Source organism: Nocardiopsis sp. NPDC055551 (genome assembly GCF_053619415.1).
The window spans coordinates 103,650-126,629 of the sequence record NZ_JBSHJJ010000015.1; the positions used below are offsets into that span (position 1 = coordinate 103,650).

Annotated in this window: 21 protein-coding genes, 1 tRNA gene and 2 pseudogenes; 12 read left to right on the forward strand and 12 right to left on the reverse strand. The window is 68.5% G+C overall.

Going from position 1 to position 22,980, the window contains the following annotated elements; all coding sequences use genetic code 11:
• On the reverse strand, positions 1–552 hold the full coding sequence (locus ACWGSK_RS24670) for an amino acid synthesis family protein (RefSeq protein ID WP_358513683.1): 552 nt from the start codon (positions 550–552) through the stop codon (positions 1–3).
• Complete coding sequence (locus ACWGSK_RS24675) at positions 549–1,172, reverse strand: amino acid synthesis family protein (RefSeq protein ID WP_358513685.1); 624 nt, start codon at positions 1,170–1,172, stop codon at positions 549–551. The genes ACWGSK_RS24670 and ACWGSK_RS24675 overlap by 4 nt, the downstream gene beginning before the upstream one ends.
• A gap of 299 nt (positions 1,173–1,471) precedes the next feature.
• On the opposite strand from ACWGSK_RS24675, the gene ACWGSK_RS24680 reads away from it, so the two are divergent.
• From ACWGSK_RS24680 to ACWGSK_RS24700, 5 genes are read left to right on the forward strand one after another with little or no spacing between them, the layout of a single operon-like run.
• Positions 1,472–3,055 (forward strand): BCCT family transporter, encoded by a 1,584-nt coding sequence (locus ACWGSK_RS24680; protein ID WP_358513687.1) that lies wholly within the window; start codon positions 1,472–1,474, stop codon positions 3,053–3,055.
• Complete coding sequence (locus ACWGSK_RS24685; RefSeq protein ID WP_358513689.1) at positions 3,042–3,467, forward strand: ester cyclase; 426 nt, start codon at positions 3,042–3,044, stop codon at positions 3,465–3,467. The genes ACWGSK_RS24680 and ACWGSK_RS24685 overlap by 14 nt, the downstream gene beginning before the upstream one ends.
• Before the next feature lie 27 nt (positions 3,468–3,494).
• Positions 3,495–3,998 carry a flavin reductase family protein gene (locus ACWGSK_RS24690; RefSeq protein WP_358513690.1) on the forward strand — a complete coding sequence of 168 codons (504 nt, stop codon included), beginning with the start codon at positions 3,495–3,497 and terminating at the stop codon, positions 3,996–3,998.
• A gap of 39 nt (positions 3,999–4,037) precedes the next feature.
• Positions 4,038–4,769 (forward strand): GntR family transcriptional regulator, encoded by a 732-nt coding sequence (locus ACWGSK_RS24695; RefSeq protein ID WP_358513692.1) that lies wholly within the window; start codon positions 4,038–4,040, stop codon positions 4,767–4,769.
• Between the two features lie 59 nt (positions 4,770–4,828).
• On the forward strand, positions 4,829–5,920 hold the full coding sequence (locus ACWGSK_RS24700) for an NAD(P)-binding domain-containing protein (protein ID WP_358513694.1): 1,092 nt from the start codon (positions 4,829–4,831) through the stop codon (positions 5,918–5,920).
• Here ACWGSK_RS24700 and ACWGSK_RS24705 read toward each other — a convergent pair.
• Complete coding sequence (locus ACWGSK_RS24705; RefSeq protein ID WP_452456873.1) at positions 5,898–7,280, reverse strand: NAD-dependent succinate-semialdehyde dehydrogenase; 1,383 nt, start codon at positions 7,278–7,280, stop codon at positions 5,898–5,900. The genes ACWGSK_RS24700 and ACWGSK_RS24705 overlap by 23 nt on opposite strands.
• Before the next feature lie 146 nt (positions 7,281–7,426).
• Here ACWGSK_RS24705 and ACWGSK_RS24710 point away from each other — a divergent pair, with 146 nt between their 5' ends.
• Together ACWGSK_RS24710 and ACWGSK_RS24715 are read left to right on the forward strand one after the other, a co-directional pair.
• Positions 7,427–7,834, forward strand: coding sequence for a RidA family protein (locus ACWGSK_RS24710; protein ID WP_358513698.1), 408 nt, complete (start codon positions 7,427–7,429; stop codon positions 7,832–7,834).
• 98 nt (positions 7,835–7,932) lie between these two features.
• Positions 7,933–8,961, forward strand: coding sequence for a glutathione S-transferase family protein (locus ACWGSK_RS24715; RefSeq protein ID WP_358513700.1), 1,029 nt, complete (start codon positions 7,933–7,935; stop codon positions 8,959–8,961).
• 233 nt (positions 8,962–9,194) lie between these two features.
• Here ACWGSK_RS24715 and ACWGSK_RS24720 read toward each other — a convergent pair.
• Positions 9,195–9,464 (reverse strand): annotated as a pseudogene (locus ACWGSK_RS24720) (TIGR03767 family metallophosphoesterase); the annotation flags it as partial.
• Positions 9,465–9,557: 93 nt separating this feature from the next.
• On the opposite strand from ACWGSK_RS24720, the pseudogene tnpA reads away from it, so the two are divergent.
• Together tnpA and ACWGSK_RS24730 are read left to right on the forward strand one after the other, a co-directional pair.
• A pseudogene (tnpA, locus tag ACWGSK_RS24725) lies at positions 9,558–9,917 on the forward strand (IS200/IS605 family transposase).
• A 16-nt stretch (positions 9,918–9,933) separates the two neighbouring features.
• Positions 9,934–11,190: an RNA-guided endonuclease InsQ/TnpB family protein gene (locus ACWGSK_RS24730; RefSeq protein WP_452456874.1), complete on the forward strand. Its 1,257-nt coding sequence runs from the start codon at positions 9,934–9,936 to the stop codon at positions 11,188–11,190.
• A gap of 131 nt (positions 11,191–11,321) precedes the next feature.
• Here ACWGSK_RS24730 and ACWGSK_RS24735 read toward each other — a convergent pair whose 3' ends face one another.
• Complete coding sequence (locus ACWGSK_RS24735; RefSeq protein ID WP_452456875.1) at positions 11,322–11,519, reverse strand: hypothetical protein; 198 nt, start codon at positions 11,517–11,519, stop codon at positions 11,322–11,324.
• A gap of 496 nt (positions 11,520–12,015) precedes the next feature.
• Here ACWGSK_RS24735 and ACWGSK_RS24740 point away from each other — a divergent pair, with 496 nt between their 5' ends.
• Both ACWGSK_RS24740 and ACWGSK_RS24745 read left to right on the forward strand, forming a co-directional pair.
• Complete coding sequence (locus ACWGSK_RS24740) at positions 12,016–13,653, forward strand: outer membrane protein assembly factor BamB family protein (RefSeq protein ID WP_358514261.1); 1,638 nt, start codon at positions 12,016–12,018, stop codon at positions 13,651–13,653.
• Between the two features lie 97 nt (positions 13,654–13,750).
• Positions 13,751–13,824: transfer RNA gene (locus ACWGSK_RS24745), tRNA-Pro, on the forward strand.
• Positions 13,825–13,910: 86 nt separating this feature from the next.
• Here the strand turns inward: ACWGSK_RS24745 and ACWGSK_RS24750 are convergent.
• From ACWGSK_RS24750 to ACWGSK_RS24760, 3 genes are all read right to left on the reverse strand, one after another.
• Positions 13,911–14,120, reverse strand: coding sequence for a ferredoxin (locus tag ACWGSK_RS24750; RefSeq protein WP_358514259.1), 210 nt, complete (start codon positions 14,118–14,120; stop codon positions 13,911–13,913).
• A gap of 36 nt (positions 14,121–14,156) precedes the next feature.
• Positions 14,157–15,362 (reverse strand): cytochrome P450, encoded by a 1,206-nt coding sequence (locus ACWGSK_RS24755; protein WP_452456876.1) that lies wholly within the window; start codon positions 15,360–15,362, stop codon positions 14,157–14,159.
• A 160-nt stretch (positions 15,363–15,522) separates the two neighbouring features.
• Positions 15,523–16,476 (reverse strand): ketopantoate reductase family protein, encoded by a 954-nt coding sequence (locus tag ACWGSK_RS24760; protein WP_358514257.1) that lies wholly within the window; start codon positions 16,474–16,476, stop codon positions 15,523–15,525.
• Between the two features lie 101 nt (positions 16,477–16,577).
• On the opposite strand from ACWGSK_RS24760, the gene ACWGSK_RS24765 reads away from it, so the two are divergent.
• Positions 16,578–17,147, forward strand: a complete 570-nt coding sequence (locus ACWGSK_RS24765) for a TetR/AcrR family transcriptional regulator (protein WP_358514256.1) — start codon at positions 16,578–16,580, stop codon at positions 17,145–17,147.
• Positions 17,148–17,533: 386 nt separating this feature from the next.
• Here ACWGSK_RS24765 and ACWGSK_RS24770 read toward each other — a convergent pair whose 3' ends face one another.
• From ACWGSK_RS24770 to ACWGSK_RS24785, 4 genes are all read right to left on the reverse strand, one after another.
• Positions 17,534–18,010 carry a (2Fe-2S)-binding protein gene (locus tag ACWGSK_RS24770; protein WP_452456877.1) on the reverse strand — a complete coding sequence of 159 codons (477 nt, stop codon included), beginning with the start codon at positions 18,008–18,010 and terminating at the stop codon, positions 17,534–17,536.
• Between the two features lie 17 nt (positions 18,011–18,027).
• Positions 18,028–20,337, reverse strand: coding sequence for a molybdopterin cofactor-binding domain-containing protein (locus tag ACWGSK_RS24775; protein ID WP_452456878.1), 2,310 nt, complete (start codon positions 20,335–20,337; stop codon positions 18,028–18,030).
• Positions 20,338–20,422: 85 nt separating this feature from the next.
• Positions 20,423–21,655, reverse strand: coding sequence for an oxygenase MpaB family protein (locus ACWGSK_RS24780; protein ID WP_358514253.1), 1,233 nt, complete (start codon positions 21,653–21,655; stop codon positions 20,423–20,425).
• 83 nt (positions 21,656–21,738) lie between these two features.
• Positions 21,739–22,959 (reverse strand): oxygenase MpaB family protein, encoded by a 1,221-nt coding sequence (locus tag ACWGSK_RS24785; RefSeq protein WP_358514252.1) that lies wholly within the window; start codon positions 22,957–22,959, stop codon positions 21,739–21,741.
• Positions 22,960–22,980 lie beyond the last annotated feature (21 nt).

Consider the following 22,980-nt stretch of genomic DNA (forward strand, 5'->3'; position numbering starts at 1 on the left):
CTACCGTTCGGTGGAAAGGTCGGCCAGACGCTGCTGTGGGCGCCCTCCAGAGGCCGCGGCGAGGGCGATGACGATCTCGTGCGGGTGGGGGGCGTCGGCGATCCGCACCTCGACGGTCTGGTGGTGGGAGCGGATCGTCGCGTCGGTGATGTGCTTCAGCGGGATGTCGAACACCGTGCCGACCGCGCCTCGCTTTTCGACGGCGGGCAGCAACGTCGTGGCGTTGGCCGCCTTGCGGAAGTGGTCACCGAACTTCAGCGTGTGGATGAGGGCCGAGCCGTGCTCGACCTCGCCGTCCAGTCCGACGATGGCGGCCTTGCCGTAGGCCTGGGCCGGAGCCTCCAGCGCCTGGAGGACCTCCGGCGCGAGGAGCGCCCCCAGGTCCGAGGCGGTGGCGTCGATGCCCGGACCGAGGTCCTGGACGAACCCCTGGCCGGCCCAGGGGTTGTCGATGACGGCGGCCACGACCGCGATGCGGGCGGCGGGGTCGACCGCACGACCGCCCTCGGCGCGGACCTCTTCGACGTAGGTGACGATCTTACGGATGTTCATGACCGGGCTTCCTCCAGGTTCTCCATGGTCACGGCGCGATCGGTGGAGCGATCGCCGATGCGAGGGTGTGGCCGGGGGCCGGTCGACGCGGCGGCGATGACGACGATCTCGTCGGACCGTGGAGCGTCGGCGATACGTGCGTTGATGGTCTGGTAGTGACTTCGCGTCGCGGCGTGGGTCTTGTGCCACAGCGGAACGACCAGGTCCTCACCGGCTTCGGCGCGGGCGTCGGCGAAGCAGATGATGGACTCGCCGTGCAGGAGCTCACGCACGAGGTTGCCGAAGAACGGCGTGTGGATGAGCGCCCCCGCGTGCTCGATCTCGCCGGAGGCGCCGACGATCGCGGCCTTGCCGAAGGCCTCGATCCGGTCCGCCCCGCCCAGGGCGGCGGTGAGCCGATCCGTGAGGAGTTCGGCCAGTACAGGCGCGACGCGTCCCTGCTCTTGCGAGAGGTCGGTGTCCGGTGCCGTGCCGATCCATGGGTTGCGGACCACCGCGGCGACACTGGCGCGGTGTGCGGGACGAACCGGTCTCGCCCCCGCCTCGGTGACGACGACATCGCGATAGGTCACCAGTTTGCGGAGAGCGATCCGCTCGGGGTGGGTGGCGATCTCTTGCATGGCACAGACACTAGAACTCACATGTATGCAAGGTCAAGAGCGGATCCGGATCGATCGGCGAGATCCCCTGGAGGTCGGGTGTCGGGGCTCCAAAACCATTGACCATCTGGAGTTATGAAGCTCCTTCCGGTGGTCGTCGATGCAAATATCGACCAGGTTCTTGACATTCGCCCTGTGACGTGGATTACGATCCCTGGCATGCCAGAGCAATGTCGGCGATCAACAACACGAGGAGTTTCATGTCCGATCCACGTCAAGTGGGTTCAGATACGGACCGCACGACAGAGTCGGAAGACCTCGTGGCCCTGAACACCGACGACTCCGGCCGGGCCAAGGCGCCGTCGGACCGCCGCGACGGCGTCAGGCGGCTGGGCTCGGTCTTTTGGACCTCGATCGCCATCGCCACGGTCTTCGTGGCCTGGGCGGTGCTGTTCACCGAGAACCTCAACAGGGTCACGGAGACCTCCCTGAACTGGGTCACCGCGACGTTCGGGTGGAGCTACCTGGTCGTCACCCTCGGGATCCTGGTCTTCCTGGTCTTCCTGGCGTTCAGCCCGGTGGGTCGCACCAGGCTGGGCAAGGACACCGACCGACCGGAGTTCTCCAACCTGACCTGGTTCGCGATGCTCCTCGGTGCCGTGATGGGCATCGGTCTCGTCTCGTACGGCGTCGCGGAGCCCATCTCGCATCTGGCGACGCCACCACATGGCCTGGCCGAACCGAACACCCCCGAGGCAGCGGTGCGCGCCCTGCAGTATTCCTACTTCGACTGGGGGCTGCACGCCTGGGCGGTCTTCGCCGTCTTCGGTCTCGCGATCGCCTATTCGACGTACCGCAAGGGGCGTCGTCCCCTGGTGAGCCAGCTCTTCACGCCGTTCCTGGGCGACAGGGTCCACGGACCGATCGGTAAGGCGATCGACGTGCTCTCCGTCTTCGCGACGCTCTTCGGCACGGCGACGTCACTGGGTCTGGGGGCGCTCCAGATCAACAACGGGATGGGACGCCTGTTCGGGATCCCCGTCGACTCGGTCTCCCAGGTCCTCGTCATCGCGGCCGTCACCGCCATCTTCACCATGTCGGCCGTCACCGGGATCAACAAGGGCATCAAGCTGCTGAGCTTCGTCAGCGGTTCCATGGCGATCGCGCTGTTCCTGTTCGTGCTGGCGGTGGGCCCCACCGTCTTCCTCGCCAATCTCTACATCGAGTCGATCGGGACGTGGGCGGGCGACTTCCTGCGAATGAGCCTGCAGGGCGCCGCGTTCGGCGATCTGGAGTGGATGCAGGGATGGACCTACTTCATGCTGGCCTGGTGGGTCTCCTGGGGTGCGTTCGTCGGCATCTTCCTCGCCCGCATCTCCCGTGGCCGCACGATCCGCGGCTTCATCGCGGGCGTCCTCACCGTCCCGAGCCTGGCCTTCTTCACCTGGTTCGCGGTGTTCGGTGGTACGGCCATCCACATCGACCTGTTCCAGGGCGGAGACATCGCGGAGCAGACCGCGGCCGACTTCGGCAACGCGTTCTTCGCCACGCTCGAACACCTGCCGCTGTCCACCCTCACCTCGGCGATCGCCGTCCTGCTCGCGGTGATCTTCTTCGTGACGAGCGCCGACTCCAACACTTATGTGTTGGGAACGCTGACCTCGGGTGGAGCACTCGACCCGAGTCGTCCCGTCCTCGTCCTGTGGGGCGTGCTCACCGGAGTCACCTCGATCGCGCTCATGATCGCGGGGGGTCTGGACGCCCTCCAGAACACCGTCATCGTCACCTCGTTGCCCTTCCTCGTGATCATCGCCGGTCTCACGCTGGCCCTGGGGAAGGACATCGCGGCGGACCACCGTGTCGAATCGACCGACGACAAGGAGAAGAAGCATGTCGCACCCTGAGTCCCGCCGAACGCTCATCGAACGGGTCTGGTCCAAGGCCTGGAACCAAGGCGACGTCGACGCGCTCGACGGTCTCCACGGCGGTGACTACCTCCGCCGCAGCGGCGAGTCGCAGCCCTTGGACCTGGACGCGTTCAAGGCGTCGATCATCACCACCCGGTCCGCGTTCCCCGATCTGACCACCACCCTCGACGAGGTCGTCATCGAGGGCGACCGGGCCGCGATCCGCTGGCACAGCACCGGCACCCACCAGGGCGCCCTCATGGGGGTCCCCGCCACGAACCGTCGGGTTCGGGTCAGCGGTGCCACCTTCGCCCGATTCGAGGGCGACCGGATCACCGAAGAGGTCGTGACCTGGGATCCTCGGGCGCTGCTCTCCGCGCTCGGGATCATCAGCGTCGGACAGGACTGACCCGCCACCATGTCAAGGAGCACCTTCATGCACACGATTCCCGCCGAGCCCGACTCCCACCTGATGAAGCAGGTCAACCGACAGTTCGTCACCGGCGTCACGGTCGTGACGGCGATGGACGGCGACGTCCCGAAGGGGCTGGCGGTCAACGCCTTCTCCAGCATCTCGTTGGATCCGGCCGTGGTCATGGTGTGCGTCCAGCACACATCCTCCACGCACGACTGCCTGTTCAGGACCGAGCACCTGGCCATCAACATCCTGTCGACCGACCAGCCGGACGTCGTCGCCCGCTTCGCGGGTAAGTCGGATGACAAGTTCAAGGGCCTGGACTGGACCCCGGGGCCCTTCGGGAGCCCGTTGATCGCCCGCAGCAGCGCACGGATGGAGGTGGAGATCCGGGAGAGGCTCCGAGCCAGTACCCACACCGTCTTCGTCTGCCGCGTGGTCCACGCGGACGTCACCGACAACGCCCCCATGGTCTACGGTGCGGGTCGCTTCTTCGACGGTGGAGCGCTCTCCCCTCTGGGATAATCGGCCATGGGATCCCGACACGGAGAAGGAGGTGCCCACGTGGCGCGAGGCATGCGCGGATCGACTCCCACATCCATCCAGGCCACGGTCATCGAGGAGATGCGGGGGCGCATCATCAGCGGTGTGTTCGAGCCCGGCACCCCCCTCTCGGAGCTCGCCCTGGCCGAGGAGTACGGGGTCAGCCGTACTCCGGTCAGGGAAGCGCTCAAGCAGTTGCAAACCGAGGGCCTGGTCGAGATCAGGCCCCGGGTCGGCACCTTCGTCACCGCTCCCTCCCGACGGGAGATCATGGAGCTCTTCGAGATGAAGGAACTGCTGGAGGGCGCCGCCGCCCGACTCCTGGCACAGAGAGGGCGGGTACCGGAGATAGACCGGCTGGAGCGCAACCTCCGAGAGTCCGACGAGGCGGTCGCACAGGACGACCAGGGACGGTACGCGGAACTGGTGCACGAGTTCCACGACCTGCTCGTCCAAGGCGCCGACAACCACAAGTTGGAGGCTCACTACCGGACACTGATGAACCAGCTCGCCTACACGCGCCTGGTGAAGACGTCCCTGAGTCAGCCCGGGAGGCCGCTCCAGTCCGACCGCGAACACCGCCACGTGCTGGAACTCGTGGTCGCCAAGGACGGGGACGGCGCCGAACGCGTGATGCGCGAGCACGTTCGACAAAGCCGTCGCGCCCTCCTGGCCGGCCTCCCGGCGGGGTCGTCGGAGAAGGGCCGCTCCCCGGGCCCGGGTGTCGCGCCCCCTTGTGATGGTGCCGCGTAGGGAAGAGGTCCATCCGGTGGCGTTGTTGCGACAGGGGAGGAGAGACGACGGGAGCAACGATGACGGACAAGGCGGAGTTGCCGGAGACGACCGACGCGGTCGTCATCGGTGCCGGGCAGGCCGGGCTCTCGGTGGCCTGGCACCTGCGTCGACTCGGGCTGAGGCCCGGGGTCGACTTCGTGGTTTTGGACCGGGGGCCGCAGACCGGTGGAGCCTGGCAGTTCCGCTGGGAGGCGCTGCGTCTGGACGACGCCCACAAGATCGACGACCTGCCCGGCATGCGGGAACTGGAGCTCAGTTTCGACACCGCCGACCCCGAACGCCCCGCCCGGGACGTGGTCCGTGACTACTACCGCCGCTATGAGGACTCCTTCGATCTGCGGGTGGTGCGCCCGGTCCAGGTGCGAGGGGTGCACGACCACGACGAGGGGTTCCGGGTCGTGACCGACCGAGGGGAGGTCCTCTCGCGGACCGTGGTCAACGCCGGCGGCACCTGGGGTCGACCGTTCCGGCCCTACTTCGCGGGTGCGGCGGACTTCCGGGGCATCCAGCTCTCCACCCCCGACTACCGGGCCGCCGAGAACTTCGCGGGGATGCGGGTCCTGGTGGTGGGCGGTGGTACCTCCGCGGTGGGGTTCCTGCGCGAACTGGAGGGCGTGGCCGCGAGCACCACATGGGCCACGCGCAGACCCGTCACCTTCGTCGACGACCCGGAGGGGCCGATCAACGCGGTGCGCGCGGCGGACGAGGCCGCGAGGGCCGGTCGTCGCCTGCCCAGCATCGTCGGTGGCACCGGGCTGCCCGCGACCCCCGCCAACCTGGCGGGCCGGGACCGTGGGCTGTTGGTGGACCGGCCCATGTTCACCGCGATCGAACCCGAGGGGGTGCGCTGGCCGGACGGCACGTTCGAGCCGGTGGACGCCATCATCTGGGCCACCGGGTTCCGGGCCGAACTCACCCACCTGGCCCCATTGCGCCTTCGCGAACCAGGCGGAGGGATGTGGGTGGAGGATGGCCGCGCGGTCCGTCGACCGGGTCTGTTCATGGCCGGGTACGGGCCGCAGGCCAGCACCATCGGCGCGAACCGGGCCGGGCGGGCCGTCGCGCGTCAGGTGGTGGCCGCGCTCCCTAGCCGGTCGGCATCACGTTGATCAGTTTCTTGTTGACGAACTCCTGGATGCCGGCGGAGGAGAGTTCCTGGCCGTAACCGGACCTCTTGGTACCACCGAACGGAAGCTCCGGCCGGGTCCAGGCCGGGTGGTTCACGAACACCATCCCGGTCTCGATCCGCCTGGCGACGTCCACACCGTGGGCGATGTCCTCGGTGAACACCGACCCTCCCAACCCGAAGCTGGAGTCGTTGGCGACCCGCACCGCCTCCTCCTCGTCCATGGCCCGGAAGAAGAGGGCGACGGGACCGAAGAACTCCTTGTCGTAGACCGGGTTGTCCCTGGTGACTCCGGTGAGGATCCTGGGCTGGACGAACGCGCCCTCCTCCGGAACGGGATCGCCGGGCGTCATCATCAGGGCGCCGTGGTCGACGGCCTCGTCGACCAGGGCGTCGAGGTCGTCGGCGGCGCTCTGCGAGGACAACGGCGGCAGGGTCGTGTCGGGGTCGAACGGGTCGCCCGCCCTGAGCTCGGCGAGTCCTTCGCCGAACCGCCGCAGGAACTCGTCCGCCACCTCCTCGACCACGATGATCCGCTTGGCGGCGACGCAGCTCTGACCGGCGTTGTTGAGCCGGCCCCAGAGCGCCCGCTCCACGCTCAGGTCGAGGTCGGCGTCGGCGAGCACGATCAGGGCGTCACTGCCGCCGAGCTCCAGGGTGCTCTTCTTCAACTCCTCGCCCGCGTGCGCGGCCACACTGGCACCCGCGCCCTCGCTTCCGGTGAGCGCGACCCCGCGGATCCGGGGATCCTGGATCGCGCGGCTCACCTGGTCCTTGCTCGCGTAGACGTTGGTGTAGGCGCCCTCCGGCGCGCCGGCCTCGCGGAACAGCCGCTCGAAGGCCGCGGCGGACTGCGGCACGATCGACGCGTGCTTGACCATCACCACGTTCCCGGCCATGAGGTTGGGGCCGGCGAATCGGGCCAGTTGGTAGTAGGGGAAGTTCCATGGCTGGACGCCGAACAGCACCCCGATCGGGTCGCTGACCACGATGGCCTCTCCCGCCTCGGGGTGGTCGGTGGACACCGGCTCGGGGGCCAGGAACTCCTCGGCGTTGTCCGCGTAGTAGTCCAGGATCGAGGCGGCCAGGTCGACCTCGCCCAGGCTCTCGCCGTACAGCTTGCCCATCTCCAGGGTGAGGAGACGGGCGAACTCGTCGGGTCGTTCGCGCAGGATGCTCGCGGCGCGGGCGACGACCTCCTTGCGCTCGTCGAAGGACTTGGCGCGCCAGGATTCGAAGGTCCGCTGGGCGGTGTGGACGGCCCGGTCCAGTTCCTCGTCCTCGATCCCCGGGAACGTCGCCAGGGTCTCGTTCGTGTAGGGGTTCGTGGTCGCGTAAGCCATGAGGTTCCCTCCATCCGTCTCATGGACCCCCTGCTCGGTCGACGCCGGTAACGAAACGTTCCCCACGTAAAAAACCGTTGGGGCGTTCGCCGGTGCGACGCTAACGTGCCCGGTGACCGAACGCTTCCGCACCGAAGGGGACCCCGATGAACAGCGTCGTGACCCTCATCCGTTCCGCCACCCTGTCCGACGTCGCGGAGTACGCCTACGCCGCCACGGTCCCGTCCGGGACACGACTGGTCTTCACCGCCGGCGCGTGCCCGCTGAACGCCGACGGCACCACCGCCGCCGTGGGCGACTACGCAGGGCAGGCCGCGGTGTGCGTGGCCAACCTGAAGACCGCCCTCGCGGACGCCGGCGCCGCACTGACCGACGTGGTCAGTACCCGGGTGCTGGTCGCCTCCACGTCCCAGGAGGATCTGGTGACGGCCTGGGAGGTGGTACGGGACGCCTTCGGCGAGCACGACGTCCCCAGCACCCTGCTGGGCGTCACGGTCCTGGGCTACGACGACCAGCTCGTGGAGATCGAGTCCGTGGCCGCCCTACGAGAGTAAGAGCACTGGAATCCCGCCTGTGGACAACCGGGTTCCCGACGTGGGTTCGGCCTAGGATCGGGGAGACAGAGGTTCCCAGAACACGGAGGGTGTGCGCCATGCGGGCCAATCGGCTGCCGACCGAGGAGATCAAGCGCGAGACCGCGGCCTTCGCCGACCGGATCACCTCCGACGGACGCTTCGGTCGCACCGCCGAACCGGGACGCTATCGGCTGGTGATCAACCGGGCCTGCCCCTGGGCGCACCGCGTCGTGATGACCCGCCGCCTCATGGGGCTGGAACAGGTGGTCTCCCTGGCCGTCACCGACCCCGTGCAGGAGATCATCGAGGGCGACCCGCACTGGGTGTTCACCGAACGCACCGGCAACCCCGACGACAAGGACCCCGTGCTCGGCATCCACGCCCTGCGCGAGGCCTACCTGGCCCGGGACCCCGACTACGACGGCGGTGTGAGCGTACCCGGACTCGTGGACGTCGCCTCCGGCCACCTGGTCTCCAACGACTACGACCAGATCAGCGTGGACATGGCCACCGAGTGGGACGGTCTGGCCCGCGCCGGCGCGCCGCGACTGTACCCCGAGGAGCTGCGCGAGGAGATCGACGCCGTCAGCGCCGAGGTCTATCGCGACCTCAACAACGGTGTCTACCGTTCCGGGTTCGCCCCCGACCAGGAGCGCTACGAGCGGGCCGTTCGCGGAGTCTTCGACCGCCTGGACGCCCTGGAGGAGCGCCTGACAGAACGCCGTTACCTGGTCGGCGAGCACATCACCCTGGCCGACCTGCGCCTGTGGGCCACCCTGGTGCGCTTCGACGCCGCCTACCACGGCCACTTCAAGTGCAACCGGCGCAAGCTCATCGAGTACCCGGCGCTGTGGGCCTACGCCCGCGACCTGTTCCAGACCCCGGGCTTCGGCGACACCACCAACCTGGAGCACATCCGGGTCCACTACTACGCGGTGCACACCGCCATCAACCCCACCGGGATCGTGGCCGTCGGCCCGGACCCACGGGGTTGGCTCACCCCACACCACCGGGAGGAGCTGGGCGGTCGCCCGTTCGGGGACGGAACGCCGCCGGGACCCGTGGTGGAGGGTGAGCACGTCCCACCCCTGGAGGAGCAGGGCTGAGGGGCCCTGCGAGCGGGGATTCGGGAGGAAAGATGGAGGTCGGGGCCGAGAGGTAGGGGCAGGCTTGTGGGCGGGGCGCCCAAATCCCCGACCTCAAGCGCCCCGCCAACACCACCCACCCCCGGGCGGCACGAAACCGGCGAAACCAACGGCTCCCCCGAATCGATGGGATCACGCCCAAGAGCCACAGCTTCGGCCCGGATGTCCCGAGCCGGTGCTCGTGCCCCCTTCCGTCAGCGGGCGGGGTGGTGGGCCGCTACCAGGAGTTCGACGTTGCGGTCGGCCGGGGAACCCAGCTTGGCGGGCTCGGCGTAGAGGTCGTTGACGGACAGTTCCCGGTAGAGGGAGGCCAGCCCGACGGGGGAGAAGTCTCCGTGGTCGACCTGGTAGGGACTGTCGGCCTCCACGAGGGTGGTGAACAGCGACATGGTCCCGTCGGCGTTGTCGACGAGTTCGACGCAGCGGGCCAGCTGCGGGTGGTCGATGTGGGAGGCGGTGTTGATCGGAATTTTTCGGGTGGCGCAGATCCCGGGCTTCAGCCCTGGGGAGAGCCGTCTTTCCGCGAACGGGATCATTGAACAGCCCTTTGCCATACGATGAGTTACGCGTCCGTCACCTTGCGCTCGAACCGTGACATCACTTCCAGTGTGCCTTTCACGTGCTCTGGTGCCCCGAGTACCGGCGCCGCGTCCTCGGCGGTCGCATCGAGGAACGGCTGAAGGAGATCGCGCGCGAGGGCATGGCCGACAAAGGTGAAGATGGAGGTCATGCCCGACCACGTGCGTCTACTCGTGGAGGTCGGCCCCCGGCTCGGAGTGCACCGGCTCGTCAAGACCATCAAGGGTCGCTCCTCCCGTCTGCCGATGCTGTGCACCAACGGCTACTTCGTGGCCACCGTCGGAGGCGCCCCGCTGGAAGCGATCGAGCGGTACGTGCACAACCAGAAGAGCCGCTGAGAGGGGGTGTTCCACGATGTTGTCGGGTCGTCGTTACCGGCTTGCTCTGACCGATGCGCAGGAGGCGATGTGCACCGAGTTCGGTGACATCTGCCGGGCGGTGTGGAACACCGCCCTGGACCAGCGCCGCCAGTACGTCGACCGCTACACCCGGGGCCGACAAGGGCCGTTCTGTGGGTACCACCTTCAGGCCGGGCAGTTGGCCGAGGCCAAGACGGAAGAGGCCTGGCTGAAGGCGGCCCCCTCGCATGTGCTCCAGCAGACGTTGCAGGACCTGGACCGAGCCTGTCAGGAGAAGGGCACCTTCAACGTGCGGTGGCGGGCCAAGTACCGGTGGCGGCCTTCGTTCCGCTTCCCCGCCGGGAACCTCATCGTGGTGGAGAAGCTGAACCGCAAGTGGTCGCGGGCCAAGTTGCCCAAGCTCGGCTGGGTGCGGCTGCGCTCCTCCCGCCCCCTCGGCGGCACGATCCGCTCGGCGACCGTATCCCGCAAGGGCGGGCACTGGTTCATATCGTTCCTCGTCGAAGACGGGCTGTTCACCCCCGAGCACCATCCGGGCACCCCGGTGGGGGTGGACCGGGGTGTGGCTGTGGCGGCCACGTTGTCCACCGGCGCGTTCTACGACCGCCCGTTCGCCACTGTGGGGGAGAAGACCCGGTACCTACGCCTTCAGCGCAAACTGTCCCGGCGTAGGAAGAGGTCGACCAACCGGGCCAAGATGGTGAAGGCCATGGGGCGCATCACCACCCGTGCGGTGGACCGGCGCACCGACTTCTGCGGCCGGCTCACCCGCACACTGACCATCCGGCACAACGTGGTGGTGTTGGAGGGGTTGCGCACCACCGACATGACCGCCTCCGCCAAGGGAACCGTCGAGGTACCCGGCAAGCAGGTGCGTCAAAAGTCCGGACTGAACCGGGCCATCCTGGACAAGGGGTGGCACCGGCTCGAACTCGCGCTGCGCAACGCCGCCCGCAAGACCGGCACGCGGATCGTGCTGGTCGACCCCGCTTACACATCGCAGACGTGTCATCGGTGCAAGGTGGTGGACGCCCACTCGCGCAAGAGCCAAGCCGAGTTCGCGTGCACCTCTTGTGGCCACACCGATCACGCCGATGTGAACGCGGCCAAGAACATCCTCAGCGCCGCAGGGCATGCGGTGTCAGCCTGCGGAGACCTTGGGGTTACCCGGTCCGTGAAGCAGGAACCAGCGCCCCCGCGAGGGCAGGCGCACCGACCGGCGTTATCGCTGGTGGGAATCCCCCGGCTTTAGCCGTGGGGAGGAAGTCAAGTGCAGGTCGGTGAACTGGACGAAGGCGGCCAGCGGGGTGCGCCGGTCGTCGCGGTCGCTCTGGGCGGCCACGAGGTCCTCGCGGACCTCGATGGGCCAACCGGGCCCGGAGGTCAGCAGCTTGTAGCCGTCACCGACGGCGGTACCGATCTCGGCGAGGGTGGCCCCTCCGGGGCCACGACCCGGTCCAGGGTCTGGCGCATGAGGCTTTCGTGGGCGGAGGCCGAGGTGGGGTAGGCGCCCAGAGCGAGGGCGCCGCCGACCCCGGCGGAGGTGGTCAGGAGGAATCCACGCCTGTTGAGGGAGGGCATGCGTGCGGGTCCTTTCGGGGGTACGGGGGCGCACTCATTGAAGAACACCCGGTGCGCTGGGGCAATGGGTGGTGGGCGCCCCCGATCGCCCCGGAGAGGAGAGGGCCGGGGCCGGATGGGTAGGATCACCGGTTCGGCTCGTACCGAACCCCGTTCGGTGACGGTCGGTGATGGGACGATGTCCACCCGCGCGTCGCCCTCCTGCCCGGTCCCGTTCGCCGGACCCCGCCGAGCCCGTCATGAACATGAAAGCGTTTCACGTCTGGCCGGAACCGGCCGGCGCCGGTGGGAGGCCAGACCAGGGAGGCTGCTAGCTTTTCGTGGCGGAATGTGGCCCTCGTCGTAGGGAGTGGGGTTCCGGGCCCACCGAAACACGTGGCCGAAGGACTCTCCCCGAGTGGTCCCTTCCTCGACCCGGCCCTGGCCCCCTCCTGCCTCGCCGCCGACGGCCACGCCCACTCATCGGCGCACGACCCTCGATGAACGGAACGGAACAGTGACTCAAGAGAAGAACCCCGGGGTGTTGCGCAACGCCCTGACCTGGTGCGGGGCTGGGTCGGTGGCCGGCGCCCTGCTGTGGCTCGTCATCGTGGCCGTGGTCTACGGCGGGGAGGCCTTCGGCGGAGGTTCCTGGTGGATGCTCTCAGTGCTGGTCGGGGTCCTCGCCCTCTTCCTCGTCGTGGACCGGCGGGAGGATTCCGAGAAGCGCTACCCGTTCCGGATGGTCCCCCTGGCCGTGGTCGGGCTACTGGTGGCCTGGCCGACCTTCCCCCGGGACTCCTTCGAAGCCACCACACGCGACGCGGGGACCTTCTCGCCCTCTCCCCCCGAGGTGCACCTGTGGGTGGCCGCCTGCGCGGTCGGCCTGGGCTGCTCGCTCCTGCTCCTCGGACTGAGTCGGCCCGAACCCCGGCCCTGGCTCCACGCCCTGCCCGCCGCCGGAGCGGGCTCGCTGGCCGTGGCCCTTACCGGGACACTGGTCGGTACCGTTCTTCTGCCCTGGGTCCCCCGACAGGTGGCCGGCGACCTCCCCGACCCCTCCCAGGTCCCGGCGAACGTCGCCCGGGTGGGCTGGGAGTGGCGGCCGCCCATGGGCGCCGAGGTCACCGAGGTGCTCCCGGGCGGCCACGGGCCCCTCGTCCTGCTCCGCGACGGCGCCGTGGCCCTGGACGGGACCGATGGTGAGGAACTGTGGTCCTACCGGCGCCCCTACGATCCGGTCCGCGACGTGTGGGTCGACGAGGGCCATGTGCACGTACGGCACCAGGTCGGCACCGACGACGGCGGTGAGGGCCTCCTCCAGACGGTGGCGCTCGACGCGGAGACCGGAGAAATCGCCGAAGAGGACTCCGACGCCGTCGTCCCCCCTGGTGGTGGGGTGCGAGAGCACGGCCGCGAACTGGTGGCCGAGTCCCTGGACCTGCCCCAGGAGTGCGTGGTCTCGCAGCACATGGTTCATGATCGGCTGCTGGTCGGTGTTTTCGGCTGCCCTGAAGACCCGGGCACCGACACGGTCGTGGCCGTCGACCCGAGATCGAGGACCGAAGTCTGGCGCACCGAGTGGGACGCGTCCGCCGAAGGTAATGGCCCCAGACCCACCAAGACCCCCACCACGTGGGCGGGGAGCCCGATCGTGGTGGACGATGGGCCGCAGGGACGCACCGTCGTCCTGGACCCGGCGACCGGGAACGAACTCGTCACCCTCCCGGATGGGACCGAAGCCGACGACTTCCAGGGCGTGGTCCACGCGGATCCACGGGGAAGCGTCGTCGCCTTCGACACCGACCGATTGGAGTACACCTTCCACCGTGCCGACGCTTCGGGCGAGATCACCGACACCGCCGTGCTGACGGAGACCCACCTGAGCGTCCACATCGGTTCCGACAAGATCGTCGTCCTCGACGACGCACTGGTGATCACCAGGACCCACGGCCTGCACGCCGACGACATCGAAGTCGTCGTCCAAGCGGTCCCGTTCGGAGAGACGACCACCTGGGGCGAGGGGAACGTGCTCCAGGACGATCGTCAGATCGGCACGGTATCGAGCGAACCGATCCTCATGCCGACACCCGGCGCGGTGGTCCTCCTGAGCGAGGACGAACGATCACAGGTCCTCGAAGGATTGGTTCCCTGAACCGGACCGGCCGCCCAGCGGGGATCCCGGTCCGAACACCTCTCCCGATACGGTATGGTTTTCCCTGTTGGCAACGCCGCAGGCGCTGGTCAACGGACGGGACGTAGCGCAGTTTGGTAGCGCACTTGACTGGGGGTCAAGGGGTCGTGGGTTCAAATCCCGCCGTCCCGACGCAGTAGGAGAGGGGTCCACCGCGAGGTGGGCCCCTCTCTGTTTCTCCGACGGGGTGTCGGCCCACGTCGTATCGGACCGTAAGGTCAGCCTCGGTTGGGCGACGCTTCCAGTGAGAGGGCCTGGCCAGGACACAGGTGCACCGCTTCGCGGGCCTTCTCGATCAGCTCACTCCTCGGTGTCTCGTCCAGCACGATGACCGTGGCGTCGTCCTCGCTCTGGTCGAACAGCTCGGGCTCAGTGAGCACGCACTGTCCGGCGCCGACGCACCTGTCGGTGTCCGCGATGATCTTCATGGTCCTCATCTCCTGAGGTGGTGGGTGGGGCGGCCTCTACCAGGTGACCGGGAGCTGGTAGAGGCCGAAGATGTTCGCGTCGTCCTTGAACGGCAGTTCGTCGACGTCTCTCGCCAACCGCAGCGTGGGGACACGGCGGAACAGTGTGTCGAACACGATTTGGAGTTCCATTCGGGCCAGGTTCTGTCCCAGGCACTGGTGGGGTCCGAACCCGAACGCGACGTGTTGGCGCGCGTGCCGTTCGATGTCGAGCTCGTCCGGGTTCTCGAACGCCCTCGGGTCACGGTTGGCCGCATAGGAGAGTGCCAGCACGCCTTCCCCGGCTTTGATGAGCTGCCCGCCGATCTCGATGTCCTCGATGCACAGCCGGGCTGTCGCCGCGTCGATGATCGTGAAGTACCGAAGCATCTCGTCGACCGCGTTGAGCGTTTTGCCTGGATCGGTCCTGATCTTCGCGAGCTGCTCCGGGTTGCGCAGGAACGCCACGGTCGACAACGAGATCATGTTCGCCGTCGTGTCGTGGCCGGCCACGAGTAGCAGGAGGCCCATGCCGGTCAATGCCGACCGCCGGTAGGTGCCGTCCGCGCGCAGCTTGACGATCTGGCGCCCGAGTAGATCGTCCGGCGGGTTCAGTTCCTTCTCCGCGACGAGGTCGGCCATGTAGCCCTGGATGGCCCCCATGGCCGCACCCCGTTCCTCGGGCGGCGTCGACTGCTTGATCACCTTCACCGTGAGGCCCTGGAAGAACTCATGGTCGGCGTAGGGCACCCCCAGCATCTCGCAGATCACCAGGGACGGGACCGGCAGCGATAGCGATTTCACCAGGTCACCGGGGTGCGGGCCGGCCAGCAGCGCGTCGATCTGCCCGTCGACGATCTGCTGGATCCGCGGCCGCAGCGCTTCCAACCGGCGCACCGTGAACTCGCCGAGCACGGCCTTGCGCGCCGGCCCGTGCTCGGGCGCGTCCATTTCGAGCAGCATGCGCTCCGCGTCCGGCCGCCGGGACACCGCCTCGCCCTCGACCAGTGCTGGGAAATCCGGATGCTGCCGATGGGCGCTGAACCGTCGGTCGTTCAACACGTTTCGCACGTCTTCGTGGCGGCTGACCACCCAGGCCCACCCCCCGTCGGGCAGGCGAACCCGTGAGACCGGTTCTTCTTCGCGGATCTCCTGGTACGCCGGCGGCGGCGCGAACGGGCACGTACGGGCCATGGGGAACTCGTGCTTCTCGGTGGTGGTCATGACTTCTTCCTTCCACGACGTCACGGACAGGCGATAGGGATTGGACTGCCAAAGCCATGTGTGAACGGCAGCCGACCGACTGGTGCGATCGGATTCGGCTCTGGGATGTGGCGGGCCGAGGAGCCGCAACGGACCACCGGGACCGACAACATCGGCGGATTCAGACTCGACCCGTCCCCTCATGGGCGAAGTGCGGTTCCGCCGCTGCCAGCCGTGGTACTGGGACGTCCAGCCGCCGTGCCTCGGCCAGGACGTCCCTGCAGACCGCACGCGGCTCCTCGGCGTCGGGGTCGGAGTGCGCCGCGAGACTCACGCGCGCGAGCGCGAAATGAGCGGTCAGCCAGGCGAGCGCGGGGGCCGTCAGCCAGGTGGGTGCCCGGAACAGCAGCACACCGCCCCAGTGTTGGCGCAGGTCAACGCCACGCGCCTGGAGGAGCGGCAGCAGCTCCCGGCCGGCCAGTAACCCTTCGCGCAGGTCGTCCGTTGCCCCGACCAACTTGGACAGGGAACCCAGCCGCAAGCCCTGCGAGAAGAGGCCGGCATCCGACACGAAATGGACCCACAGCCAGCCGCGGAAGTCGGACCGCTCCTTGATCCGGAGCCCGGCCTGGCGAAACGCCTGGCGAACGGCCCGCTCTCGGTCGGTCGGGGGCGGGCCGAGGGTGCCGAAGACCACCGACGGCAGCAGCGCCCCACGGAGCACGCCGTCCGCGCTGAAACCGCCACCGGCCTGGGGGAAGCCCCAGGCGATCCGGTCGGCGGGGAGGTCGCCGATCGCGGCCGCCGGCTCGGTCCAGATGTTGCCGAGGATCAGCACCGTGGCCCGGCCCACACGCGGGGCCAGGAAGGCCGTCGCCTCCGCGATGTGGTGGTGCGGCACGCTGAGCACGATCAGGTCGAAGTCGTGGTCCGGCTCCAGCGCCTCGCGGTAGCGCACCGGCCACTTCTCGACGACGCGCTGCCCCCACATCCGGCGCCGCGTATCGATCAGGTCGAGGTCCACAGCGTCTCCGTACGTCGCCGCGCGGCCCGGCCGGACGTAGAACTCGACGTCATGCCCGGCTTGTTCGAGGGCCCAGCCGTAGATGGTGGCGATCACGCCTCGGCCGAACATCAGGATCTTCATGGCACACCTCGTGGGGTATCATTTATGTGGAGACAATCTCCACTTTGAAGATATGGAGACGATCTCCAGTTGTCAACGGGAGGCAATGCATGACCGCAGGCAAGCCGCTGCGCGCCGACGCCCAGCGCAACCGCGACGCCCTGCTCGCCACGGCTCGGGAGGTCTTCGACGCGGGCGACTTCTTCGACTTGCGCTTCGACGACTTCGCCCGTCTGGCCGGGGTGGGCACCGGCACGCTGTACCGCCATTTCCCCACCAGGGAGGCGCTGGCCGAGGCGGTCTACCACAAGGAGGTCGCCACACTGTGCGCCCGTGCTCGCGAACTACAGGGCGAGCTGCCGGCGGCGGAAGCGCTGGCGACCTTCCTGCGTGCCATGGTCGACCACATAGGTGCCCACGAGGGCCTGGCCCGGACGCTGGCCACGCTCATGGCCAGCCGCTCGGGTGCGCTCGCCGAAGGCGGTAAGGCGTTGGAACAGGCGGTCGCGGACCTGGTGACCGCAGCCGTCGCGGACGGCGGCATCCGTGACGACCTGGGCCCCGGCGCCATCATGATGGCACTGCACGGCATCGGCGCGGCCCACGATCGCCCCGACTGGCGGGCCGAGGCCGACGATGTCATCACCCTCGTGCTGGACGGGCTGCGCCGCCCGCTATGACAAGGCGCGACGCGAGGTCTGACGAACCGCTGGACTCGGGGCCGTCACGCTGATGCGCGGTGGTCGGGCGCCCTTGGGGAACGTTCGTGTCTTCCCGCGCCCGCCGGCGATTCCGGAGCGGTTCACGTCGGTAAGGAGGCGGGCGGTGCCCACCTGGGAGCGATCGCGCTGGGGAGGGTGGACCCGCCCGCCGGGTGCTACTACGCGGCTGTTCGACGCGATGCGCTCACTTGGCCGGAGCCCTCGGAACCCGCTCGCGACGACAGGGTGAGGGACGCCCTGTGGCGGGACAACGCCTCACTGGTCGACCTCCAGCCGTGACAGTCGGGCGATGTGCCGCCGTGGCCGGACTTGAACGGGTTCGCCGAGGGGGCCGCATGGCCCTTTCACATGCGTTCGGCGCCGTTCCGGATGGCCTCCCGGATACGCGGGTAGGTGCCGCAGCGGCAGATGTTGCGGATGCCGTCCAGGTCCTCGTCGGTGATCTGACGGCCCTCGTCGGAGGCCCGCCGGACCAGGGCGACGGCCGTCATGATCTGGCCCGGTTGGCAGTAGCCGCACTGGGACACGTCCTGCTCCAGCCAGGCCTCCTGCATCGGGTGTAGGTCTTGACCGACGGTGTCGGGCAGACCCTCGATGGTCGTGATCTCGTCGGACTCCTCCAGGGCCGAGACAGGGACGGCGCACGGGGTGATCGCCCTGCCGTTGAAGTGGCTGGTGCAGGCCCGGCAGACGCTGATGCCGCACCCGTACTTGGGGCCGGTGACACCGAGGACGTCGCGCAGTACCCACAGGAGTCGTACGTCGTCGGCGACGTCAACGGTGACCTGTTCACCGTTGAGGCGGAAGGTGTGCTCGGGCATGGGGGGTTCTCCTCGGTTCAGACCGCGTCGTCCAGGCCGTCGGTGGGGGATTCGGGGATCGGGGGCACGGTCGGGATGGGGTCGAAGGACAGTTCCCCGTGGTTGATGGGGAAGGTGGTGGGCATCGTGCCGGTGGCCCGACCGTACGCGCAGGCCACGGCCGCGTTGGCCGGGGCGACGGCCAGTTCGCCCGCGCCGCCGGGCTCCCCGTTCGCCGGCATCACGATGACCTCCATCTCCGGAGGCGTGTTCCACTGGCGGGTGTAGAAGTAGTTGTCCCAGCTCGCTTCGAGGAAGTGGCCGTCCTCCAGGTGCAGGCTGGAGGACAGGGCGAGCGCGATGCCGTCCATGATCCCGCCCTGCATCTGTGCCTCCAGGCCGCGCGGGTTGACCGCCAGACCCACGTCCACGGCGCAGACCGCCTTGGTCACGCGCGGGCCCGCCACACCGTTGCGGATGGGGCGCTCGATGGTCTCGGGTCGGCAGTCGATCTCGACCAGTACCGCGCACACGGACTTGTACTCGTGCATGAACGCGATGCCCTGCGCGGTGTTCTCGGGCATCTCCCGGCCCCACTCGCCGACCTCGGCGACCTTGTCCAGGACCGCGCGGGAACGTTCGTCGTCCAGGAAGTCGCGCCGCAACTCGTAGGGGTCGTGGTCCCACTCCCGGGCGAGCCGGTCGACCATCAGTTCACGGGCGGTCAGGACGTTCGGGGAATAGACGTTGCGCATGCTCCCGGTGTTGAAGCTCCGGTTGGTCTCGTTGAGCAGGCGGGTGCTGAGCCCGAAGTCGTAGGACGTCGCTTGGGAGAGCTGGAAGAACACCTGGGAGAACGTGCCGTCCAGCCCCGGGACCTGCGCCGCCATGGCGGTCACCACGTCGCCGAACCCGTGGCTCAGGTCGGTGGCGACGCTGGTGTGCCGCTGGTCGTAGCGCAGCACGTGGTTGCGAGTGTGGGAGATGCGCACGCGCGAGATGGCCATCGGCTGGGTGCGCCCTTGGCGGGTGTCGTCGGCCCGGTGCCACATGAGCTTGACCGGCTTGCCGAACGCCTTCGAGGCCTCCGCCGCCTCCAGCGCGGCGTCGAAGAACAGCTTGCGCCCGAACGAACCACCGCTCTCGGTGACGTGCACGGTCACCGCGCTCTGTCGCAGGCCGAGCAGCTTGGCGATCTCGCCCTGGGCGACGATCGGCGACTTCAGCCCCGCCCAGATCTCCGCTCTGTCGGAACGCACGTCGGCGATCGCGCAGTTCGGCTCCAGGGCGCTGTTGTTGCGGAAGTGGAAGGTGAACTTCTCCTCCATCCGGGAGATGCCCGGCAGCGGCAACGGCATGCGCGGCTCGGCCCCCTCCAGTTCCCGGAGCACGTCCGCGTCGGACAACCCGTCGGCGCTGCCCGAGGCCCAGGAGACCTCCAGGGTCCGAACGGCGTCCATGCACTGGCCGAAGGTCTCGGCCCGTACCGCCACACCCGTGGAGATGCTCGCGACGTCGGTGACGCCCGGCATCTCCAGTACGGCGTCGGCGTTGGAGACCGAGGCGGGCGTGCCGTTGATGGTCGGTGCCCGGCACACCATGGTCGGTAGGGCGTTCTCCACGGCGAGGTCCATGGCGAACTTCTTGCGCCCGGTGACGGCGTCGAGCGCGTCGACGCGGTTCTGGGGTGTGCCGACGACGTTGAACGCCCCGGCCGACTTGAGTTCGACGTCCACCTCCTCGTCGGTCTCGCTCGCGGCCTTGGCCGCCAGGGTCCCGATGTCGGCGCTGTGTCCGGCCTCGTCGGAGATCACGCCGTCTCGCAGGGTCAGTGCGTCCACGTCGGAGCCGAACTCGTCGGCGGCGGCCTCCATGAGCCGCAGTCGTGCGGCGGCGGCCGCGATCCGGATGGGGGTGTAGGTCGAGATCGTGGTGTTCGAGGCGCCGGTGAGCTGGTTGAAGAGCAGTTCCGGTCGGGCGTCGGCCAGGGTGACCCGTACCCGGTCCAGCGGTAGGTCCATCTCCTCGGCGATCAGCATCGCCGTCGACGTGGTGATGCCCTGACCGACCTCCGCGCGTGGCAGGGCGAACGAGACCGTGCCGTCGTCGTGGACCTCGACCGTGATCAGCAGCGAGGTCGGCTTGGCCGCCAGCGTCATCACGTCGTTGAGGTCGACGATGTCCGTCAGGTCGGCGGCCTGTGCCTCCTCGGCCCCGGCCGCCTCCGGTAGGACGAGCTCCGCGGCGGTGACCAACGTGGCGCCCGCCAGCACGTATCCGAGAAAGCGGCGTCTACCGACGACGTGCGCGCCGGGACGGGGCGCGAGGGGTTGTCCGGATTGACTCATCGAATCGATCTCGCCATTCCTTCGTTGCTTCGCCGCGACACGGGTCCACGGCGCGGAGGTACCGTGCCGCGGACCCGGCGAGGGGTCAGTAGTCGGGGTTGTTGGTGGTGGGGATCTCGATGCTGATCGGCTGGAGCTCGGAGAGGAAGAGCAACATCGCTCGGCGCAGGAACTCGTCGAAGGTCCAGTAGAGGGTGCTGGTGCCGGGGAAGCGGTCGAGCACGCCCTCGCGAACGGCGACGAACGGGTCCCAGAACGTGTCCAGCGCCCGGTCCCAGATCGGTTCCTTGGGGATCTCCAACCACTCGGCGATCTCGTCACCGAGCATGAATCGGGTGAAGGCGCCCAGGATCGGTCGGCTGACGATGCCGGCGTCGACGTTCTTGGCCAGGTCGAGGAGGATGTCGGCCAGATCGATGCCCTCGCGGGTCGGGGCCAGGATCGGGTCGAGCACCTGTTCGGCCTGCGAGTTCGCGGCGTCCCATGAAGCGGGGATGTACTCGTCGTCGACCCCGAGCATGGCGGCGCTGACCTGCCAGGAGTGCAGGAAGGCATCGGACTCGTCGTCCGGGATGGGGATCTCCCAGTCCGTCAGCATGCGCATCACGGTGGTCGGCAGGCTGTGCCAGGTGACCATGATGTCCGCCTGGCTGATGGGGATCTCCTCGTCGGCGACCTCCTTCCAGAAGGAGGACTGCGGGAGCAGGTGTCGCACCGCGGCGTGGACCAGTCGGGTCTTGACCGCGGTCACGATCATCTCGCCGTCGGGCCGGTAGGCGTTGGTGGCGCCGATGTCGTAGCCGAGCTTGGCGGTCTTGGAGATTCGGGCCTTCATGTCCGAACCCCCCTTGGAGTAGTAGACCGCCAGGGCCTCGCGCGGGATGACGGTGGACATCATGCCGCTGGCCAGCCCGTACAGGGTGCCGAGGTAAAGGCCGCGCTTCTCGTTGAACTCGACCGCCAGTTCCAGCTTGTCGGTGTCGGCCCAGGAGGGCATCTGCCGGGCCTCTTCCATGAAGTTCTTCAACTCCGCGGGGAGCCCGGAGGGCAGGTCCTGGTCGTTGCGGGTCCACTGCCGCAGCAGTTCGTTGACCTCGGGGACCACTCCGTCATCGAGGAGGCCGGCGACGATCGGGTCGCCCTTGGGGTCCCAGACGTTCAGGGGGTCGATGCCGGTGCCGGAACCGGCGATGGACTGGTCCGCCGACCAGGTCCAGTTGGTCATGGCGCGTGCGTAGGCGGGGGACATCATGCCCATGGCCCCGAACGCTCCGAGGGTTCCGCCGGCCAGAATCGTTCGTCTGTTGAGGTCCTTCATGTCCGTGACTCCTTCACCGGGCCGGTCGGTACACCGTTGCCCGAAGAGCGGGGGGTGAGTGGGGGGTTCTGCCCGTTTCGAGATCAGTAGTCGGGGTTGTTGTGCGTGGGGATCTCGATCTTGGTCTCCTCACCGTCGGTGAGGGAGAGCAGCGTGTACTGGCGGATGAACTCTTCGATGGTCCAGGCGATCTGGGGCACGAGCGGGCGCGGAATGAGGCCCTCGCGGAACCTGACGAAGGTCGGCCAAGCTCTGACGACCAGGTCGTCCCACGGGCGTTCGCGCGGGATCTCGATGGAGTCGGCGACCTCGTCACCGATGAGGAAGCGGGCCAGGGAGTTGACCAGGGGGCGGGAGGCGCTGCCGATGCGGTCGGACAGTTGGGCCAGGAGGGTGTCGGCGAGGTAGGTGCCCTCCTCGGTGGGTCCCATGTTCCGCGCCATGATCTCGTCCGACTGCGCGTAGGCGGCCTCCCAGGTGGCGGGGATGTACTCCTCGGAGATCCCGAGCAGGGCCGCGGTCACCTGCCACACGTGCAGGTAGGCCTCGGCCTGGTCGTCGGTGATCGTCACCTCCCACTCCTGCATGTTGCGCATGGCGAAGGTCGGCAGCGTGTGCCAGGTGACGAGCATGTCCTCCTGGTTGATCGGGAGGTCCTCGTCCGCGGAGTCCCGCCAGTGCGGGGACTGGGGGAGCAGGTGCCGCACCCCCGCGTGCACCAGCCGGGTCTTGACGCACTCGACCACGCAGGTCCCCTCGGGGCGGTAGGCGTCCAGTGAACCGACCGCGAAACCGAAGAGGCTCGTCTTGGCCACCCGGTCCTTCATGTCCGCGCCACCGGCGGAGTAGTAGACCGAGCGCGCCTCGGCGGGGATGGCACAGGCGAGCATGCCACCACCGGGACCGTTGTTCAGGTTGAGGTAGAGCCCGTGGGTGCGGTTGAACTCGGCGGCGACCTCCAGCTTCTCCTGGTCGGCCCAGGAGGGCATCCGACGGGCCTCTTCCATGAAGTCCCGCAGGTCGGAGGGCAGACCCTCGGGCAGTGCCTGTTCGTTGGTGTTCCAGTTCCACAGGGCGTCGTTGACCTCGGGGATGGCTCCCCGCTCGAACAGTGACTTCAGGAGGGGATCGGCCACCGGGTCCCAGACCTGGTGCGGGTCGAGTCCGGCGCCTGAACCGGCCACCGAGTCGGTGGGAGACCAGTTCCAGCCGGCCATCGCGCGTGCCTGGGCCGGGGCCGCGGCCACCAAGGCACCGAAGGCACCGGCGGCGATGAGGGCTCGGCGCCTGTTGATGTGCGCCATGGTTGGGATCCTCTCTCGAAA

Excerpts from the sequence above, each read along its gene's own strand:
- ACWGSK_RS24700 (WP_358513694.1), top strand. The coding sequence starts at position 4,829 with ATGACGGACAAGGCGGAGTTGCCGGAGACGACCGACGCGGTCGTCATC.
- ACWGSK_RS24730 (WP_452456874.1), top strand. The coding sequence starts at position 9,934 with ATGTTGTCGGGTCGTCGTTACCGGCTTGCTCTGACCGATGCGCAGGAG.
- ACWGSK_RS24780 (WP_358514253.1), bottom strand. The coding sequence starts at position 21,655 with ATGAAGGACCTCAACAGACGAACGATTCTGGCCGGCGGAACCCTCGGA.
- ACWGSK_RS24755 (WP_452456876.1), bottom strand. The coding sequence starts at position 15,362 with ATGACCACCACCGAGAAGCACGAGTTCCCCATGGCCCGTACGTGCCCG.
- ACWGSK_RS24765 (WP_358514256.1), top strand. The coding sequence starts at position 16,578 with ATGACCGCAGGCAAGCCGCTGCGCGCCGACGCCCAGCGCAACCGCGAC.
- ACWGSK_RS24705 (WP_452456873.1), bottom strand. The coding sequence starts at position 7,280 with ATGGCTTACGCGACCACGAACCCCTACACGAACGAGACCCTGGCGACG.
- ACWGSK_RS24710 (WP_358513698.1), top strand. The coding sequence starts at position 7,427 with ATGAACAGCGTCGTGACCCTCATCCGTTCCGCCACCCTGTCCGACGTC.
- ACWGSK_RS24715 (WP_358513700.1), top strand. The coding sequence starts at position 7,933 with ATGCGGGCCAATCGGCTGCCGACCGAGGAGATCAAGCGCGAGACCGCG.
- ACWGSK_RS24775 (WP_452456878.1), bottom strand. The coding sequence starts at position 20,337 with ATGAGTCAATCCGGACAACCCCTCGCGCCCCGTCCCGGCGCGCACGTC.
- ACWGSK_RS24760 (WP_358514257.1), bottom strand. The coding sequence starts at position 16,476 with ATGTTCGGCCGAGGCGTGATCGCCACCATCTACGGCTGGGCCCTCGAA.
- ACWGSK_RS24675 (WP_358513685.1), bottom strand. The coding sequence starts at position 1,172 with ATGCAAGAGATCGCCACCCACCCCGAGCGGATCGCTCTCCGCAAACTG.
- ACWGSK_RS24770 (WP_452456877.1), bottom strand. The coding sequence starts at position 18,010 with ATGCCCGAGCACACCTTCCGCCTCAACGGTGAACAGGTCACCGTTGAC.
- ACWGSK_RS24735 (WP_452456875.1), bottom strand. The coding sequence starts at position 11,519 with ATGCCCTCCCTCAACAGGCGTGGATTCCTCCTGACCACCTCCGCCGGG.
- ACWGSK_RS24690 (WP_358513690.1), top strand. The coding sequence starts at position 3,495 with ATGCACACGATTCCCGCCGAGCCCGACTCCCACCTGATGAAGCAGGTC.
- ACWGSK_RS24670 (WP_358513683.1), bottom strand. The coding sequence starts at position 552 with ATGAACATCCGTAAGATCGTCACCTACGTCGAAGAGGTCCGCGCCGAG.
- ACWGSK_RS24785 (WP_358514252.1), bottom strand. The coding sequence starts at position 22,959 with ATGGCGCACATCAACAGGCGCCGAGCCCTCATCGCCGCCGGTGCCTTC.
- ACWGSK_RS24685 (WP_358513689.1), top strand. The coding sequence starts at position 3,042 with ATGTCGCACCCTGAGTCCCGCCGAACGCTCATCGAACGGGTCTGGTCC.
- ACWGSK_RS24750 (WP_358514259.1), bottom strand. The coding sequence starts at position 14,120 with ATGAAGATCATCGCGGACACCGACAGGTGCGTCGGCGCCGGACAGTGC.